16 protein-coding genes are annotated in these 16,411 nt (G+C 72.6%); 9 read left to right on the top strand and 7 right to left on the bottom strand.

The window, feature by feature from the left end; all coding sequences use genetic code 11:
- Positions 1 to 87 precede the first annotated feature (87 nt).
- A complete protein-coding gene (locus MCAG_RS09160; protein ID WP_007072685.1) occupies positions 88 to 936 on the top strand; it encodes a 3-hydroxyacyl-CoA dehydrogenase family protein in 849 nt (282 codons plus the stop codon).
- Between the two features lie 99 nt (positions 937 to 1,035).
- Here the strand turns inward: MCAG_RS09160 and MCAG_RS09155 are convergent, their stop codons facing one another.
- From MCAG_RS09155 to MCAG_RS09145, 3 genes are all read right to left on the bottom strand, one after another.
- Positions 1,036 to 1,839: an alpha/beta hydrolase family protein gene (locus MCAG_RS09155; RefSeq protein WP_036372918.1), complete on the bottom strand. Its 804-nt coding sequence runs from the start codon at positions 1,837 to 1,839 to the stop codon at positions 1,036 to 1,038.
- 139 nt (positions 1,840 to 1,978) lie between these two features.
- Positions 1,979 to 2,827, bottom strand: coding sequence for an ABC transporter permease (locus tag MCAG_RS09150; RefSeq protein WP_007072683.1), 849 nt, complete (start codon positions 2,825 to 2,827; stop codon positions 1,979 to 1,981).
- Positions 2,824 to 3,729, bottom strand: a complete 906-nt coding sequence (locus MCAG_RS09145; RefSeq protein WP_007072682.1) for an ABC transporter ATP-binding protein — start codon at positions 3,727 to 3,729, stop codon at positions 2,824 to 2,826. Before MCAG_RS09145 ends, MCAG_RS09150 begins: the two co-directional genes overlap by 4 nt.
- A gap of 151 nt (positions 3,730 to 3,880) precedes the next feature.
- Between MCAG_RS09145 and MCAG_RS09140 the strand changes: the two genes are divergently transcribed.
- Positions 3,881 to 5,884: a protein meaA gene (locus MCAG_RS09140; RefSeq protein WP_007072681.1), complete on the top strand. Its 2,004-nt coding sequence runs from the start codon at positions 3,881 to 3,883 to the stop codon at positions 5,882 to 5,884.
- 73 nt (positions 5,885 to 5,957) lie between these two features.
- Here the strand turns inward: MCAG_RS09140 and MCAG_RS09135 are convergent, their stop codons facing one another.
- Both MCAG_RS09135 and MCAG_RS32355 read right to left on the bottom strand, forming a co-directional pair.
- Positions 5,958 to 6,254 carry a DUF1540 domain-containing protein gene (locus MCAG_RS09135; RefSeq protein ID WP_036372915.1) on the bottom strand — a complete coding sequence of 99 codons (297 nt, stop codon included), beginning with the start codon at positions 6,252 to 6,254 and terminating at the stop codon, positions 5,958 to 5,960.
- An 80-nt stretch (positions 6,255 to 6,334) separates the two neighbouring features.
- Positions 6,335 to 7,312 carry a polysaccharide deacetylase family protein gene (locus MCAG_RS32355; RefSeq protein ID WP_232290119.1) on the bottom strand — a complete coding sequence of 326 codons (978 nt, stop codon included), beginning with the start codon at positions 7,310 to 7,312 and terminating at the stop codon, positions 6,335 to 6,337.
- Between the two features lie 529 nt (positions 7,313 to 7,841).
- On the opposite strand from MCAG_RS32355, the gene MCAG_RS09125 reads away from it, so the two are divergent.
- Positions 7,842 to 8,438 (top strand): hypothetical protein, encoded by a 597-nt coding sequence (locus tag MCAG_RS09125; protein ID WP_007072678.1) that lies wholly within the window; start codon positions 7,842 to 7,844, stop codon positions 8,436 to 8,438.
- Positions 8,439 to 8,509: 71 nt separating this feature from the next.
- On the opposite strand, the gene MCAG_RS09120 is transcribed toward MCAG_RS09125, so the two are convergent.
- Complete coding sequence (locus MCAG_RS09120; protein ID WP_007072677.1) at positions 8,510 to 9,127, bottom strand: DUF4126 domain-containing protein; 618 nt, start codon at positions 9,125 to 9,127, stop codon at positions 8,510 to 8,512.
- 71 nt (positions 9,128 to 9,198) lie between these two features.
- Here MCAG_RS09120 and nucS point away from each other — a divergent pair, with 71 nt between their 5' ends.
- Positions 9,199 to 9,858, top strand: a complete 660-nt coding sequence (gene nucS, locus MCAG_RS09115; RefSeq protein ID WP_007072676.1) for an endonuclease NucS — start codon at positions 9,199 to 9,201, stop codon at positions 9,856 to 9,858.
- Positions 9,859 to 9,880: 22 nt separating this feature from the next.
- Here the strand turns inward: nucS and MCAG_RS09110 are convergent, their stop codons facing one another.
- The gene (locus MCAG_RS09110; RefSeq protein WP_007072675.1) at positions 9,881 to 11,383 is read right to left on the bottom strand and encodes an aldehyde dehydrogenase family protein; all 1,503 of its coding nucleotides are present in this window, start codon (positions 11,381 to 11,383) and stop codon (positions 9,881 to 9,883) included.
- A gap of 224 nt (positions 11,384 to 11,607) precedes the next feature.
- On the opposite strand from MCAG_RS09110, the gene MCAG_RS09105 reads away from it, so the two are divergent.
- The 5 genes from MCAG_RS09105 (at position 11,608) to MCAG_RS09085 (ending at position 16,400) form a co-directional block, all read left to right on the top strand.
- Positions 11,608 to 12,024 (top strand): FHA domain-containing protein, encoded by a 417-nt coding sequence (locus MCAG_RS09105; RefSeq protein WP_007072674.1) that lies wholly within the window; start codon positions 11,608 to 11,610, stop codon positions 12,022 to 12,024.
- A 57-nt stretch (positions 12,025 to 12,081) separates the two neighbouring features.
- Positions 12,082 to 13,149 carry an alpha/beta fold hydrolase gene (locus tag MCAG_RS09100; protein WP_007072673.1) on the top strand — a complete coding sequence of 356 codons (1,068 nt, stop codon included), beginning with the start codon at positions 12,082 to 12,084 and terminating at the stop codon, positions 13,147 to 13,149.
- A gap of 126 nt (positions 13,150 to 13,275) precedes the next feature.
- A complete protein-coding gene (locus MCAG_RS09095) occupies positions 13,276 to 15,120 on the top strand; it encodes a 3-hydroxyacyl-CoA dehydrogenase family protein (RefSeq protein WP_036372911.1) in 1,845 nt (614 codons plus the stop codon).
- A 77-nt stretch (positions 15,121 to 15,197) separates the two neighbouring features.
- Positions 15,198 to 15,524, top strand: coding sequence for a hypothetical protein (locus MCAG_RS09090; RefSeq protein WP_232290118.1), 327 nt, complete (start codon positions 15,198 to 15,200; stop codon positions 15,522 to 15,524).
- A 66-nt stretch (positions 15,525 to 15,590) separates the two neighbouring features.
- Positions 15,591 to 16,400 (top strand): alpha/beta hydrolase, encoded by an 810-nt coding sequence (locus MCAG_RS09085; protein ID WP_007072670.1) that lies wholly within the window; start codon positions 15,591 to 15,593, stop codon positions 16,398 to 16,400.
- Positions 16,401 to 16,411 lie beyond the last annotated feature (11 nt).

Below are 16,411 nucleotides of genomic sequence, written 5' to 3'. Positions count from 1 at the left end.
CGCCGCCGGCCCGGCGGTCGGCTTAGTTGTCGTTCAGTATCGCCAGTAGGGTGCTGAGAGACAACCAAGCAGGCGAGGGAGAAGCAGATGGCGGGTCGACTCGCGGTCGTCGGGGCCGGGCTGATGGGCTCGGGCATCGCCCAGGTGGCGGCGCAGGCGGGATGGCAGGTGACGCTGCGGGACCTGGACGACGCGGCCACCGGGCGCGGACTGGCCGGCATCCGGAAGTCGCTGGAGAAGTTCGCCGAGAAGGGCAAGATCGAACCCGGCGAGGTGGAGGCCACGTTGGGCCGGATCACCCCGACCACCGACCTTGAGGCGGTGGCCGACGCGGACATCGTCATCGAGGCGGTCTTCGAGCGGCTGGAGATCAAGCACGAGGTCTTCCGGGCCCTGGATGAGATCTGCAAGGCCGACGCGGTGCTCGCCACCAACACCTCGGCCATTCCGGTCACCCAGATCGCCGCCGTGACCGAGCGCCCCGAGTCGGTCGTCGGCACGCACTTCTTCTCGCCGGTGCCGATGATGAAGCTGTGCGAGCTGGTCCGGGGCTACAAGACCAGCGACGAGGTCCTGGCCACCGCTAAGGCGTTCGCCGAGGGCATCGGCAAGACCGTCGTCGTGGTGAATCGGGACATCGCCGGCTTCGTCACCACCCGGCTGATCGCCGCGCTGGTCGTCGAGGCGGTCAAGCTCGTCGAGTCCGGCGTCGTGTCGGCCGAGGACCTGGACACCGCCTGCAGGCTCGGCTTCGGCCACGCGATGGGCCCGCTGGCGACCACCGACCTGACCGGCGTCGACGTGCTCATGCACGCCTCGAGGAACATCTACACCGACACCGCCGACGAGAAGTTCTTCCCGCCGGAGCTGCTCCAGCGCATGGTCACCGCAGGCGACCTGGGGCGCAAGACGGGCAAGGGCTTCTACACGTACTGACGGGTGCGGCCCCGCGGGCGCGTGTTCGCCCGCGGGGCCGGCCGTCGTCCTTTCGCCGCTCTCCTGTGCCCGCCGGCCGTCGTCCTCCCGCCGGTGGCGTCAGGGACGGGCGAGGGCCGAGCCCAGCAGGGCGAAGGCGTCCGGGATGACCCTGCCCCAGTAGGTGAAGTCGTGCCGGCCGTCGGCGTACTCGGCGCGCACCGGGGGCTCGGGCAGCGCGCGGGCCAGTGCCCGGACCTTGCTCAGCAGGCCGTCCTGCCGGCCGCACCAGAGCCCTACCGGCGTGCCGCGCAGCCGTGCCACGCCGGTGAGGACCGCGTCCCCGCCGCGTACGGCCGGGGAGAACGCGGCCACCGCGCGCAGCCAGCCGGGGAAGGTCTCGGCGAGCAGCAGTGCCCCGAAGCCACCCATCGACCAGCCCCAGGCGGCGACGCGGCCGGCGTCGAAGCCGCGCTCGGCACACCAGGCAGGCAGCTCCTCGCGCACCATCCGCTGCGGGTCGTCGGCCCCTGAGGGCCGCCAGGAGAGCCGGCCGCCGGTCGCGCCGGCGAGGACGAACGGGGGCGTGCCCCGGCGCGTCGCGTCGGTGAGGAACCGGGCCAGCCCGAAGCGCGCGTAGTCGCGCGGGGTTGCCGACGCGCCGTGCAGCACCAGGCAGACCGGCAGCCCCCGCCCGTCGCCGTGCCCCGCCGGCACGGCCGTCCAAAAGTCGACGGCACGGCCCCGGGCCGCCGATTCCCGCCGGACCAGCCGCTCGTCGCCGGCCGGGGCGTCGGGCAGTTCGGGGGCCGGCCCGGGGCGCGGACGGGTCAGCTCTCGGGCCGCGAAGCCACCGCCCACGGAAAGCGTCGCCGCGCCGGCACCCGCCAGCAGCAACGCCCGCCGCGTCGGTCGCGCCACCATCGGCACAGTCTCCCAGCTTTGCCCCACATCGGCCGCCCCGCGCGTGCGAGCCCTCCGTCCGAGCCCCGCCCGCGACAGCGCCGGTGAGAGGGGAACCCCTCTCTACCGTATGCGTTAACAGGGGGCCCTTCCTTGCACCTCAGCCGTCGCGCTTGGTGGTCCAGCGGAAGGTGGTCAGGCAGAGCACCAGGCCGATCACGCACCACAGGGCGAGGACGAGGGCGACCCGGCCCAGCTCGAACGAGCCGCCCGGTTCCCGGGCGCCGAAGCTCTCCGGCAGGAACACCGCCCGCAGCCCCTGGCACATCCACTTCAGCGGGAAGAGTGCCGCCACCTGCTGCATCCAGGACGGTAGGTTGGTGAAGACGAAGAACACCCCGGAGATGAACTGGAGCACCAGGGCGACCGGGGTGACCACGGCCGATCCGCTGCGCGCCGTACGGGCCAGCGACGAGATCGCGATGCCGCACAGGGTGCACGCGGTGACCCCGAGGACGGACACCCAGCCGAAGGTGAACCACTTCCCGGCCGTGCCGGGCAGCTTCAGGTCGAACAGGGCGACCGAGACGGCGAGCAGCAGGGCGGTCTCGGCGACGCCGATCGCCACCACCACGATCACCTTGCCGGCGAACCACACCCACTTCGGCATCGGCGTGCCCCGGTACCGCTTGAGCACCCCCCGGTCCCGCTCGATCGGGATCCAGATGCCCAGGTTCTGGAAGCTGACCGTCATCAGGCCGGTCGCGATCATGCCGGTGATGAAATATTGCGTGAAGCTCACCCCGGGGGCGATCTCGTCGTTGAAGATCGCCGCGAAGATCAGGATCATGATGATCGGGAAGCCCATCGTGAACACGACGGACTCCCGGCTGCGCAGGAACTGGGTGATCTCCAGCCGGCCCTGGCGCAGGGCGAGCGTGCCCGCGCCCGGCCGCCGGGCCGGTGCGGCGGCGGTGGCCGGGGGTGCCTGATCCGTCGTGGTCGTCATGGGTGTCCGATCATCCGCAGGTAGACGTCTTCCAGGGTCGGCCGGGTCACCGTGAGGCCGGGGACCTCGCCGCCGTAGCGCGCGGCCAGCTCCGCGACCAGCGCCGTCGGCGCCGCGCTCTCCGCGCTCTCCAGCGCCCCCTCGGGGGTACGCCAGGAAACCGTCGCGAGCGCGTCCTGGCGGTTGCCCAGCAGCTTCGGCGGGGCGACCTCGATCACCCGACCTGCGGCGATCACCCCGACCCGGTCGGCGAGCGACTCGGCCTCGTCGAGGTAGTGGGTGGTCAGCACGATGGTGGTGCCGGCGGCGGCCAGGTCCCGGATCAGCTCCCAGAACTCGCGGCGCGCCTCCGGGTCGAAGCCGGTGGTCGGCTCGTCGAGGAAGAGCAGCTCGGGGCGGCCGACGATGCCGAGGGCCACGTCGAGGCGGCGCTTCTGCCCGCCGGAGAGGGTGTGGGTGCGGGCCTTCGCCTTCGCGCCCAGGCCGACCCGCTCGACGACCTTCGCCGGGTCGTCGGCGTCGGGATAGAAGCCCGAGAAGTGGCGGACCACCTCGATGACGGTCAGCTCGTCGAACTCGCCGGTGCCCTGGAGCACGATGCCGATCCGGGAGCGCCAGTCGCGGGCGGGGTGCCCTGGGGCGCGCGAGGAGCGAGCCTGCGAACCCCGCAGTCGCGACCCGAAGGCAAGCTCGGGGTCGCTGCCCAGCACCCGGACCTCGCCGGCGTCGCGCCGCCGGTAGCCCTCCAGGATCTCCACCGTGGTGGTCTTGCCCGCGCCGTTCGGGCCGAGCAGCGCGAACACCTCGCCGCGGCGGACGTCGAGGTCCACGCCTGCCACCGCGACGTTGTCGCCGTACGCCTTGCGCAGCCCCCGGACGGAGATCGCCAGCTCGTCATCCATGCCGTCAAGTGTGCGACCTGGGCGGGGCCGGCGGACGGCCGGGGTGTGGTGGTCACGGCCACGCCGCGTGCTCTGCGCCCCGCCGTCCACGACATGGACCTGTGTGGTTTTCCACAGCTCGTTCTACTGAGCGGTAACTTAAACTCCGGCCATGGATGAGAAGGCTTCCTCCGGCCGGCTGTCCGAGCGCGACCGCCCGTGGGTGATGCGGACATACGCCGGGCACTCCTCGGCCGCCGCGAGCAACGCCCTCTTCCGCCGCAACCTGACCAAGGGGCAGACCGGCCTGTCGGTCGCCTTCGACCTGCCCACCCAGACCGGGTACGACCCCGACCACGAGCTGGCCGCCGGCGAGGTCGGCCGGGTCGGGGTGCCGGTGGCCCACCTCGGCGACATGCGGGCCCTCTTCGACGGCATTCCACTCGCCGACATGAACACGTCCATGACGATCAACGCGCCGGCCATGTGGCTGCTCGCCCTCTACCGTGGCGTCTGCGCGGAGCAGGGTGCCGAGCTGGCCCGCTGCGCCGGTACCACGCAGAACGACATCATCAAGGAGTACCTGTCCCGGGGGACGTACATCTTCCCGCCGGCGGCGTCACTTCGGCTCACCGCCGACGTAGTCGCGTACACGCTGCTTGAGATGCCGCGGTGGAACCCGGTGAACATCTGCTCGTACCACCTCCAGGAGGCCGGGGCGACGCCGGTGCAGGAGGTCGGTTTCGCCCTCGCCACCGCCGTCGCCGTGCTCGACGCGGTACGCGACTCCGGTCAGGTGCCCGCCGAGCGGATGGGCGACGTGGTCGCCCGGATCTCGTTCTTCGTCAACGCCGGTGTGCGGTTCGTCGAGGAGATCGCCAAGATGCGGGCGTTCGGCGCGCTCTGGGACGAGATCACCCGCGAGCGGTACGGCGTGACCGACCGCAGGCAGCGCCGCTTCCGGTACGGGGTGCAGGTCAACTCGCTCGGGCTGACCGAGGCCCAGCCGGAGAACAACATCCAGCGCATCGTGCTGGAGATGCTCGGCGTCACCCTGTCCCGCGACGCCCGCGCCCGCGCCGTGCAACTGCCGGCCTGGAACGAGGCGCTCGGCCTGCCCCGACCCTGGGACCAGCAGTGGTCGCTGCGGATGCAGCAGGTCCTCGCGTACGAGTCGGACCTGCTGGAGTATCCCGACCTGTTCGCCGGCTCGCACGTGATGACCGCGCTGGTCGACGAGGTCGTCACCGGGGCCCGGGTGGAGCTGGACAAGGTCCTGGGGATGGGCGGCGTGGTGGCCGCCGTCGAGTCCGGGTACCTCAAGAGCGCGCTGGTCGCCTCGCTGACCGAGCGTCGCCGCCGGGTGGAGTCCGGCGCGGACACGGTGGTGGGCGTCAACCGGTTCACCGAGACCGAGCCGTCGCCGCTGACCGCGGCCGGCGCGGAGTCCATCGAGCAGGTCGACCCGGCGGTGGAGGCGGCGGCCGTGGCCGCCGTACGCGGATGGCGGGCCGGGCGTGACGGCGCGGCCGTCGACGCGGCACTGAGGCGGCTGCGCGCGGACGCCGCGACCACCGCGAACCTTATGCCGGCAACGCTGGAGTGCGTGCGGGTCGGGGTGACCACCGGCGAGTGGGCCGGCGCGCTGCGGCGGGTCTTCGGGGAGTACCGGGCGCCGACCGGGCTGACCGGCGGTGCCGGGGCGGGCGGCGACGCGACCCTCGCCGCCGTACGGGAGCGGGTCGCCGCGACGGCCCGGGAGCTGGGCAGTGGCCGGCTGCGACTGCTGGTCGGCAAGCCCGGCCTGGACGGGCACTCCAACGGCGCCGAGCAGATCGCGGTACGCGCCCGCGACGCCGGCTTCGAGGTGATCTACCAGGGCATCCGACTCACCGCCGGTCAGATCGTCGCCGCCGCCGTGGAGGAGGACGTCGATCTGGTCGGGCTCTCCGTGCTGTCCGGCTCGCATCTGGCGGCGGTGCCGGCCGTGCTGGACGGGCTGCGCGCCGCCGGGCGGGGCGACCTGCCGGTGGTGGTCGGCGGCATCATCCCGGCCGCCGACGCCGACGCGCTGCGGGCGGCCGGCGTGGCCCGCGTCTTCACGCCGAAGGACTTCGCCCTCACCGGCATCGTCGACGACCTGGTCACCGTCGTCCGCCACGCCAACGGCTTGTAAGCAGGGGCCCCTTGTTAACGCATTCTGTTGTACAAGGGGCCCCTGCTAACAGCCGCCAACGCGCAACGCCGCGTCAGCGGCTGGAGTAGGTCATGCAGTCGGCCATGTCGTTGTCCGGGCCGACGCGGATCGCCGGGGCGTGACACTCCAGATCGGAGTTGTGCCGACAGTCCGAGCGCTGACAGGCACCGACCTGGGCGATCATGTCCTCGATGCCACCCCGGATCGGCATCTCGACGAACGTGTGGCAGTGCGCGTGGTCGGCGCTGCCGATCGTGATGGCGAACGCGTGGCAGTCGCTGGTGTGGTTGTAGGCGCAGGCCGTGACCACGCATTCCTGGACGCGGGGCATCTCCATCGCCGTAGTCATGGCGACCTCCTCTGGTTCTCGCAGACTTCTTCCGATATTAGGCTTTTGTCGGATTTAGTGTGAGTGATCGGTTGTTTCGGTCAGCCGGCCGGCGTGGCGCCCAGCACCTCGGAGAGCGGTGCCGGCCTCAGGCCCTGGGCGGCCAGCCCGGCCAGGATGTGCGGCAGCGCCTCGTCGGTCATGGGAGCGTTGGCCTCGGTGACGTGCAGGACGACGATCGAGCCGGGGCGTACCCGGGACAGCACCGCGTCGACGACCGGCCGCCAGGACTTCGCGAACGGGTCGCCGCTGATGACGTCCCCGTCCACGACGGTGACGCCCAGCGGGGCGAGTGCGGCCAGTGCCGCGCCGTCGTGGCACAGCCCGGGGAAGCGGAAGTACCGGGTCTGCCGGCCGCCGTACGGGGCGATCACGTCGAACGTCCGGGCCACGTCGGCGGCCATCCGCTGCCGGGGAATGGTCGGCAGGTGGTAGCAGTCGGCGGTGAAGGCGAGGTGGCCGTACGTGTGGTTGGCCAGCTCGAAGCGTGGGTTGGCGGCCAGCCGACGGGTCACCTCGGGGTACTCCTCGACCCACTTGCCGGTCAGGAAGAAGGTGGCCGGCACCCGCTCGCGCTCCAGCAGGTCGACGATCGCCAGGTTCGCGTACGACCGCACCGCACCGCTGCGTAGCTGGTACCGCATCGCGTCCGTCATGTCCGCGTCGAAGGTCAGCGCCACCAGGTCGCCGGTGCGCGGGCCGTGGTCGACCACCGGGGGCCGCCGGTCGGGGCGGCTCGCTCCCGGGACCGTCGCAGCCGGGGACCCGGTGCTGGGCGGGTTGAGCCGTTCGCCCTGGTCGGGCCGAACCGGGTCCTCGGGCCGCGCGGATGGGGGCGTGGGCGGAGTCGGGTTGGGCGTCCGGTCCTCCCCGGCGGTGGGGGGCATCGCCGGGGACACCCGGGCGATGGCGGTGCGACCGGGCTCGCCCGGAGGTGCGGGGGCGGCGAGGAGGATCGCGACGCCGGCCAGGGCGGCGAGCGTCGCCATCAGGGGGACGCGAGAGTTCTTTGCGGGCACCGGGAGATGATCTCTCGGCGGGTGCCCGCGCGGCTGCCCCTGTCCCGCTCGTGAGACCGCCCCGTCCCGCCGGTTTCGGCCGGATGCGCCCATGTCGAGGGCCGGATGCGCCGCGTCGGGGATATGGGGGCATCCGGCACCCGGGATGCCCCCATATCCCCGACACCGAGTCGATCAACTGACCTTGTGGGTGGATTGTCCGGTTTGGTGGGGTGGGTGGTGGTGACCGCCGGCACCCCGGGGGCGGAATCGCGGCGGGGGCGGGGGCGTTACACCTGACAGACGATCGAGCAGATCGACGGGCCCCCGAGCATCCCCCGTGGTCGCCAGCATGGCTGGGCCTCGGGGCGGGTGGCTGGAGCCGCCGCAACGGGCTCGACTGGAATGCGGGCCGGCCGTCGGTCGTTACATCTCGACCGGGCGCCGTTCACCTGTGCGCCGTCCCCCCTTTTTCTTTCTCGGGCGCCTCGACGTGGTGCACACACCCACCCCCCCAGGTAGGTGTCGACCCCCGATTGGAGTCACCCCCATGAACACGACGATCCTGCGCAACAGCATCCTCGGCATCGCCGGCCTCGCCTTCGCCGGTGGCCTCGCCGCCGGCCCCCTGCACCACACCGACACCACCACCGCCGACACCCGCCCCGTCGCCGCCATCCAGACCGACAAGGCAAACACCGTGGACACCACCAAACTCATCCCCCACGGCGTACAGGGCACCCAGTCCCACATCAACCTCAACACCGAACAGACCGCCAACGTCAAGGCCATCATCGCCGCCACGAAGAAGACCGGCCTCGACGAACGAGCCGCCGTGATCTCCATCGCCACCGCCCTGCAGGAATCGAAGCTGGAGAACCTCGGCCACCTCGGCGACCGCAACGACCACGACTCCCTCGGCCTGTTCCAGCAACGCCCCTCCAGCGGCTGGGGCACCCCCGAACAGATCACCAACCCCGAATACGCCACCACCGCGTTCCTCAAGGGCCTGCGACAGGTCGACGGCTGGCAGAACATGCCCCTGACCGACGCCGCCCAGACCGTCCAGGTCTCGGCCTACCCCGACGCATACGCCCAATGGGAACAGCAGGCCGCCGACCTCGTCGCCCAGCACTGGAACAGCTGACCCCACACCACCACCGGCCGGGCCCCGTTTCGGGGGCCCGGCCGGTGGTGTTTGCGGGGCGGGCGTACCCGTCAGACGCGGTAGCCGGCGGTGCGGGCGGCCTGGCGTTCGCGGCGGCGGTCCCTGCGGCGGCGCAGGAACCAGACGGTGAACGCGACCAGGCCGAGCAGGAAAGCCAGCACCAGCACCGGCAGGATGATCGCGGCCAGGGACACGACGACGCTGGTGGCGTCCTCGGCGGTGCTGGCGACCGGGGCGCCGAAGCCGGCGGTGGTCGCGTTGATCACGGGGCGGGCGGCGGACTTGAGCAGGTGCACGCCCAAGGCGATGAGCACGCCGGTAACCACCGGCACCCAGTCGTTGGACGAGAAGAAGCTGCTGGGGTCGCTCACGGTGACCGTCTCGGAGGTGGAGCCGGCGCCGAAGGCGAGGCCGCCGGCGGTCGGTCGGACCACGGTCTGGACGACGTCGTTGACGTGGTCGAGCACCGGCACCTTGTCGGCGACGACCTCGACGGTGAGCAGCACCGCGAGGATGGCGACGACCCAGCCGTTGCCGAGCCACTGCCAGCCGCTGGGCAGGTCGATCAGGTCGGTGTAGCGGGCCAGCAGTCCCATGGTCAGCAGGGGTATGTAGGCGTTCAGGCCGGCCGACGCGGCAAGCCCGGTACCCGTGAGCACTTCGAACACCGTCTCAGCATGGCACCGGCACGCCAGTGCCGCTCGACGGCGAACGCCGGGGTCTCCGCTACCCTCGTCGGGTGCGGCTGGTAATTGCGAAGTGCTCGGTGGACTACGTCGGACGGCTCTCGGCTCACCTGCCGCTGGCCACACGCCTGTTGATGGTGAAGGCGGACGGGTCGGTGTCAATCCACGCCGACGACCGGGCGTACAAGCCGTTGAACTGGATGAGCCCACCCTGTCGGCTGGAGGAGGCCCCCGGCGTGTGGCGGGTGGTCAACAAGGCCGGCGAGGAGCTGCGGATCACCCTGGAGGAGGTCTTCCAGGACACCTCGTACGAGCTGGGCGTCGATCCCGGCCTGCGCAAGGACGGCGTCGAGGCGCATCTCCAGGAGTTGCTGGCGGCCAACCCGGCGGCGCTGGGCGAGGGGTACACCCTGGTCCGCCGGGAGTACATGACGGCGATCGGGCCGGTGGACCTGCTCTGCCGGGACGCCAACTCCGGTGCCGTCGCCGTCGAGGTGAAGCGGCGGGGCGAGATCGACGGGGTGGAGCAGCTCACCCGCTACCTCGAACTGATGAACCGTGATCCCCTGCTCGCCCCGGTCACCGGCGTCTTCGCCGCCCAGGAGATCAAGCCGCAGGCCCGGGTCCTGGCCACGGACCGGGGCATCCGGTGCGTGGTGGTCGACTACGACAAGCTGCGCGGCATCGAGCGCGACGAGCTGACCCTGTTCTGACCGCCCGCACGACGGGGCCGGGTCAGCGCCGCCGGCCGTACAGCAGCTTGGTGACCTTGACCAGGCGGGCGACGTCGGCGGGGGTGCGCTCGAAGGTCGTCGCCGGCAGCAGCGACCGGGCCCGGCGGCGGGTGATCGCCTTGGGCCGGCCGAACTCGCGCAGCCCGTCCTCGCCGTGGATCCGGCCGAAGCCGGACTCGCCGACCCCGCCGAACGGCAGGGTGGACATCCCCGCGAAGGTCAGGGTGGAGTTCACCGCGGCCATCCCCGAGCGCAGCCGCCGCGCGATGGCCACCGCCCGCCGCCGGCCGAAGACCGAACCCCCCAGGCCGTACGGGAGCGCGTTGGCGCGGGCGACCGCCTCGTCGGCGTCGCGGACCCGGTTGATCGTCAGCGTCGGGCCGAAGGTCTCCTCCCGGACGGCGAGCGAGTCCTCCGGCACGTCCACCAGGATGGTGGGACGCACGTACGGCGGCTGCACCGCGTCGGTGCCGCCGAGGACCGCCTGCCCGCCCCGGGCCAGCGCGTCGTCGATATGCCGGCGGATCACGTCGAGCTGACCGGGCATGGTGATCGGGCCGATGTCGGCCCCGTCGGCGCCGACGGTCAGCCGGCTTGCCCGCTCCACGACCTTGCCGACGAACGCGTCGAAGACGGGCTCGACGGCGTACACCCGCTCGATACCGATGCAGGTCTGGCCGGCGTTGGTGAGCCCGCCCCAGACGCACGCCTCGGCGGCGGCGTCCAGGTCGGCGTCGCTGTCGACGATCATCGCGTCCTTGCCGCCGGCCTCCAGCAGGACCGGGGTGAGCGTCTCGGCGCAGGCGGCCATCACCTTCTTGGCGGTGACCGTCGAGCCGGTGAAGGCCAGCTTGTCGACCCCGGAGCGACACAGGGCCGCGCCGACGTCGCCGAGGCCGTGCACGGCGGTGAAGACAGGCTGCTCGGGCACCACCTCGGCGAGGCTGTCGACCAGCCACTGGCCGACGACCGGGGTGTACTCGCTGGGCTTCAGCACGACGGTGTTGCCGGCTGCGAGCGCGTACGCGCTGGAGCCGACCGGGGTGAAGATGGGATAGTTCCACGGGCCGATGACGCCGACCACCCCGTACGGCTGGTATTCGAGGTGGCCGGAGAACTCGGCCAGGACGAGCCGGGAGCGCACCCGGCGCGGGCCGAGCACCCGGCCGGCGTTGCGGGCGGCCCAGTCGATGTGCTCGATCGCGGTGAGGACCTCGACGATCGCGTCCGGAACGGGCTTGCCGCCCTCGGCGTGCATCAGCTCGGCCAGCTCCTCGATCCGCCGGGCGAGGACGCCCCGCCAGCGCAGCAGCCGGCCCCGGCGGCCGGCGAAGCCGAGCCCCGCCCACCACCCGGCTGCCTCGCGGGCCCGGTCGACCACCCGCGCGACGTCGGCCTCGGCGGAAACCGGCAGCCGACCCACCTCCGTTCCAGTGGCGGGGCTGGTGGACACCAGCCGCCCCTCGGAGACGATCGGGGTACCCGGGACATGCACAGCCGTCATGGCGGAAGTCTAGACCCCGAAGCTACTCGTCGGTAGGTGATCGGTGGGCCGGATGACCGGTTCCCGACAGGGCGGCCGACGGCCCTGGTGCGCTGCGCCGAAAGCCGAACCGGCTAACGGGAGTTGACCGCCCGGGGGCCGGGAGGTGACCGGGCGGTGGTGGGGATCATTACCGGGTGATGGCAGGCTGACGCCGGATACCGGTGGCTGGAGGCTGACCGTCCATGGAGGATTTCCCGGAACTGATGCCGCTGCTGACGGTGGCGGGTGGACCGATGCGTGGGGCGAGCTTTCGGCTCAGCGCCACGCCCCAGGTGATCGGCCGCGCGCCCACCGCGCAGGTCAGCGTCGACGACCCGCACCTGAGTCGCCGGCACGCCAGCGTACGGCTGACCGGCGACGGGGTGTGGCTGGAGGACCTGGGCTCGACCAACGGCACCTGGCTGAACGACCGCCGGATCGAGGTGCCGGAGCTGCTCTCCGACGGGGACGTGATCCGGCTGGGCCGCACCGAGCTGCGCTTCTTCGACCCGGGCCTGGCCCGGACCGACCCGGTGGGGCTGCGGCTCGGGCCGCAACGCCGGGACCGCCGGCCCACCCTGCCGCTGCCCGTCGCCGCCCCGACGGCCGCCCACATCTGACGCCCTCTCACTTCATGTGGGCCGACCACATGGAGCCAACCGGCCCGGCGTGGCAGCATGCCGCGGATGGAGAGCACGCAGCGCACCGTGCGGGGCAACGGGATCGTCCAGCGGGTCCGGGTGGCCGGGCCGCCCGACGGCCGGCCCGTGCTGCTGGTGCACGGCAACTGCTCGTCCTCGGCGTTCTGGGAGCCGCTGCTGCGGCGGCTGCCCGACACCCTCCGGGTGGTCGCCCCGGACCTGCGCGGGTACGGCGACACCGACACCGTCGGAGTGGACGCCACCCGGGGGCTGCGGGACTTCGCGGACGACGTCGCCGCCCTGCTCGACGCCCAGGGGATCTTCGGCCCCGGCGCGCGGCCGGTGGTGGTCGGGCACTCCCTCGGCGGGGGCGTGGCGATGCGGCTGCTGGTCGACCGCCCCGACCGGGTGGCCGGGGTGCTGCTCTCCGCGCCCGTCTCCCCGTACGGCTTCGGCGGCACCCGGGACCTCGACGGCACCCCGACCACACCCGACTTCGCGGGCACCGGCGGCGGCACCGCGAACGCCGACTTCGTGGCCCGGCTGATCGCCGGCGACCGGGGCGCGGACGCTCCGGCCAGCCCCCGCAACGTGCTGCGGACCGCGTACGTGGCGGACCCGGCGTCGCTCGGCGACGACGAGGAACTGCTGCTGGACAGCCTCCTGTCGACCGCGACCGGGGACGGCAACTACCCCGGCACGGCGGTCGCGTCGCCGCACTGGCCGGGCACCGCCGCAGGCGGCAGCGGGGTGCTCAACGCACTCGCCCCGGCCCACTTCCGTATCGCCGACGAGTTGGTCGCCGTCGCCGGCAAACCCCCGATCACCTGGGTACGCGGCGACGCCGACGTGATCGTCTCGGACACCTCGCTGTTTGACCTGGCGTACCTCGGGTCGCTCGGGGCGGTGCCGGGCTGGCCGGGGGAGCGGGACTGCCCGCCCCAGCCGATGGTCGGGCAGACCCGGGCGGTGCTCGACCGGTACGCTGCGGCTGGCGGGACGTACCGGGAGGTCGTGCTCCCGGGCTGCGGGCACAGCCCGCACCTGGAGCGGCCGGCGGAGTTCGTCGCCGAGCTGCTGGCCCTGACCGAACAGGCCCGGTGACATACCCACCGCGTCTCGACGGCGGGCCGGCACGTGGCAGACTCGCGCGCATAACCTTAGTGACCGTTCATGCGGTCCCGCGGCGCATCGGGCACGCGGTTCCGCGGAGCATTGGGGAGGCCGGTCGTGGCGCGCGAGTTCACCAGCGTGGGCGTTGTGGGGCTGGGCACCATGGGTGCCGGCATCGTGGAGGTCTTCGCGCGCAACGGCATCGACGTGGTCGCGGTGGAGATCTCCGCAGCCGCCCTCGAACGCGGCAAGGTTACCCTCACCGGCTCGACCGACCGGGCCGTCGCCCGGGGCAAGCTCGCCGAGGCCGACCGGGACGCCCTGCTGGCCCGAGTCGACTTCCAGGTCGGGCTGGACGCGCTGCACTCGGTCGACCTGGTGATCGAGGCGGTCCCCGAGCACCTCGACCTCAAGCAGCGGCTCTTCGCCAAGCTGGACCAGGTCTGTAAGCCCGAGGCGATCCTCGCCACCAACACCTCGTCGCTGTCGGTCACCGAGATCTCCGTTGCCACCGGCCGGCCCAGCCAGGTCATCGGCATCCACTTCTTCAACCCCGCCCCGGTGATGAAGCTGGTCGAGGTGGTCCGCACGGTGGTCACCTCCGCAGACGTGGTCGCCGACGTCGAGGCGCTGTGCGCCCGGCTCGGCAAGGTCGACGTCACCATCAGCGACCGGGCCGGCTTCATCGCCAACGCGCTGCTCTTCGGCTACCTGAACCACGCGGTCGGCATGTTCGAGTCCCGGTACGCCACCCGCGAGGACATCGACGCCGCCATGAAGCTCGGCTGCGGCCTGCCGATGGGCCCGCTCGCCCTGATGGACCTGATCGGCCTCGACACCGCGGCTGAGATCCTGGACACCATGTACCGGCACGGCGGGCGGGACCGCCGACACGCCCCGGCGCCGCTGATCAGGCAGATGGTCACCGCCGGCCTGCTCGGCCGCAAGTCCGGCCGGGGCTTCTACACCTACGAGCGGCCGGGCTCGCCGAAGGTCGTACCGGACGAGCTGACCCCGGGCGAGACGCGGCCGGCGGCCGGTGACGGCGCCCGCGCCGTCGGCAGGGTCGGTGTCGGGAGCGCGAGGAGTGAGCTTGCGAGCCCCGCAGGCGCGACCCGGGTCGGTGTCGTCGGTTCCGGCCCGATGGCCACCGGGATCATCGAGGTCTTCGCCACCGCCGGGTACGAGGTGATCTCGGTGGCCCGGGGCGCGGAGAAGTCCGCGAAGGTCTGCGAGGCGGTGAAGACCTCCCTGAACAAGGGCGTCGTGCGGGGCAGGATCGGCGAGGCCGACCGGGACGCCGCGCTCGGCCGGGTCACCTGGTCGGCGACCCTCGACCACCTGGCCGAGGTCGACCTGGTCGTCGAGGCCGTGGTCGAGGAGCGCAGCGTCAAGAAGGCCCTCTTCGCCAGCCTCGACGAGATCTGCAAGCCGGGCGTCGTGCTCGCCACCACCACCTCGTCGCTGCCGGTGATCGACCTCGCGATGGCCACCCAGCGGCCGGCCGACGTGGTCGGGCTGCACTTCTTCAACCCGGCGCCGGTGATGCCGCTGGTGGAGATCGTGCGGACCATCCGCACCTCCGAGGAGACCAGCGCCACCGCCCGCGCCGTCTGCGCGGCGCTCGGCAAGACCAGCGTGATCTGCGGCGACCGGGCCGGTTTCGTGGTCAACGCGCTGCTCTTCCCGTACCTGAACGACGCGGTGAGGATGCTGGAGGCGAGCTACGCCACGGCCGACGACATCGACCACGCGATGAAGCTCGGCTGCGGCTACCCGATGGGCCCGTTCGAGCTGCTCGACGAGGTCGGCCTCGACGTCGCGCTGGCCATCCAGCGCGAGCTGTACCTGGAGCTGCGCGAGCCCGGCTTCGCCCCGGCACCGCTGCTGGAGCACCTCGTCACCGCCGGGTACCTGGGCCGCAAGACCGGGCGCGGCTTCCGCGACCACACCCGCCGCTGAGCGGGGCCGCGCAGGAGCCCGGCACGCCGCGCACCTCACCAGGCCACGGCCTGCGGCTGACCGTACGCTTGGTAGTCGTGAGCCCCCGTCGCAACCGTCCCCGTCAGGACGAGCACGCCCACCTGGACGCCGACCGGGCCCGCCACGGGGTGCCCACGGTGCAGCAGTGGCGCGACGGCGACTGGCAGGTGCGCGGGATCAGCGGCGGAGCGTCGGTCAAGACGTACCGCTGCCCCGGCTGCGACCAGGAGATCCGCCCCGGGGTGGCGCACCTGGTGGCCTGGCCGGCCGACGACCGGGGCGACCTCACCGACCGCCGGCACTGGCACAGCGGCTGCTGGCGGGCGCGGGACCGGCGCGGCCCGGGAATCCAGCGCGGCCGCGGCGCCCCCCGCTACGGCTGAGCGATCTGGATCACCCTGTTTCCGCCCGGGCGGGCGGCACCGGCGGCGACGCGCGAGACTGGGACGGTGAGCACACCGATCCGCGCGTCCTCGATCCTGCCCGGGCACCGCGAGGACATCGAGCTGCACACCGCCGACGGCCTGCGCCTCGTCGGTGAGCTGGCCCGCCCGGTCGACCGGGACCCGGCCGGCACGCTGATCTGCCTGCACCCGCTGCCGACCCACGGCGGGATGATGGACAGCCACGTCTTCCGCAAGGCCGCCTGGCGGCTGCCGGCGCTGGCGGATTTGGCCGTTCTCCGGTTCAACACGCGCGGCACCAGCAGCGTGCGGGGCACCAGCGAGGGCGCGTTCGACAACGCGGTCGGCGAGCGCTTCGACGTGGCCGCCGCCATCGAGTACGCCGAGTTCGCCGAGCTGCCGAACGTCTGGCTCGTCGGTTGGTCGTTCGGCACCGACCTGACCCTGAGGTACGGCTGCGACCCGGCGGTGGCCGGCGCGATCCTGCTCTCCCCGCCGCTGCGCTTCTCCACGCCCGAGGACCTCGCCCACTGGGCGGAGACGGGCAAGCCGCTGACCGCCCTGGTGCCCGAGTTCGACGACTACCTGCGCCCGGAGGAGGCCCGGCAACGCTTCGCCGCGGTGCCGCAGGCCGAGGTGGTCGGGATGCCCGGCGCGAAGCACCTGTGGGTGGGCGACGCCGAGACCGTGCTCGACGAGATCGTCCACCGGGTCAACCCGGCAGTCCCGCTGCCCCTGCCGCGCACCTGGGACGGCCCGATGGAGACCGGCGACGTCAGCGCGTACGCCGACCGGACCGTCGCCTCCTTCGCCGACGTCCCGGTGCCGGGTCCGAGCGCCGCGAGCGCCGACTGAACCCGTTCCGG

This window comes from Micromonospora sp. ATCC 39149, assembly GCF_000158815.1.
GTDB lineage: Bacteria > Actinomycetota > Actinomycetes > Mycobacteriales > Micromonosporaceae > Micromonospora.
This window is presented reverse-complemented; position numbering and strand designations above follow the sequence as displayed.

Coding starts and splice junctions, on each gene's coding strand:
- MCAG_RS09160 (WP_007072685.1), top strand. CDS start 88: ATGGCGGGTCGACTCGCGGTCGTCGGGGCCGGGCTGATGGGCTCGGGC.
- MCAG_RS09155 (WP_036372918.1), bottom strand. CDS start 1,839: ATGGTGGCGCGACCGACGCGGCGGGCGTTGCTGCTGGCGGGTGCCGGC.
- MCAG_RS09150 (WP_007072683.1), bottom strand. CDS start 2,827: ATGACGACCACGACGGATCAGGCACCCCCGGCCACCGCCGCCGCACCG.
- MCAG_RS09145 (WP_007072682.1), bottom strand. CDS start 3,729: ATGGATGACGAGCTGGCGATCTCCGTCCGGGGGCTGCGCAAGGCGTAC.
- MCAG_RS09140 (WP_007072681.1), top strand. CDS start 3,881: ATGGATGAGAAGGCTTCCTCCGGCCGGCTGTCCGAGCGCGACCGCCCG.
- MCAG_RS09135 (WP_036372915.1), bottom strand. CDS start 6,254: ATGACTACGGCGATGGAGATGCCCCGCGTCCAGGAATGCGTGGTCACG.
- MCAG_RS09125 (WP_007072678.1), top strand. CDS start 7,842: ATGAACACGACGATCCTGCGCAACAGCATCCTCGGCATCGCCGGCCTC.
- MCAG_RS09110 (WP_007072675.1), bottom strand. CDS start 11,383: ATGACGGCTGTGCATGTCCCGGGTACCCCGATCGTCTCCGAGGGGCGG.
- MCAG_RS09105 (WP_007072674.1), top strand. CDS start 11,608: ATGGAGGATTTCCCGGAACTGATGCCGCTGCTGACGGTGGCGGGTGGA.
- MCAG_RS09100 (WP_007072673.1), top strand. CDS start 12,082: ATGCCGCGGATGGAGAGCACGCAGCGCACCGTGCGGGGCAACGGGATC.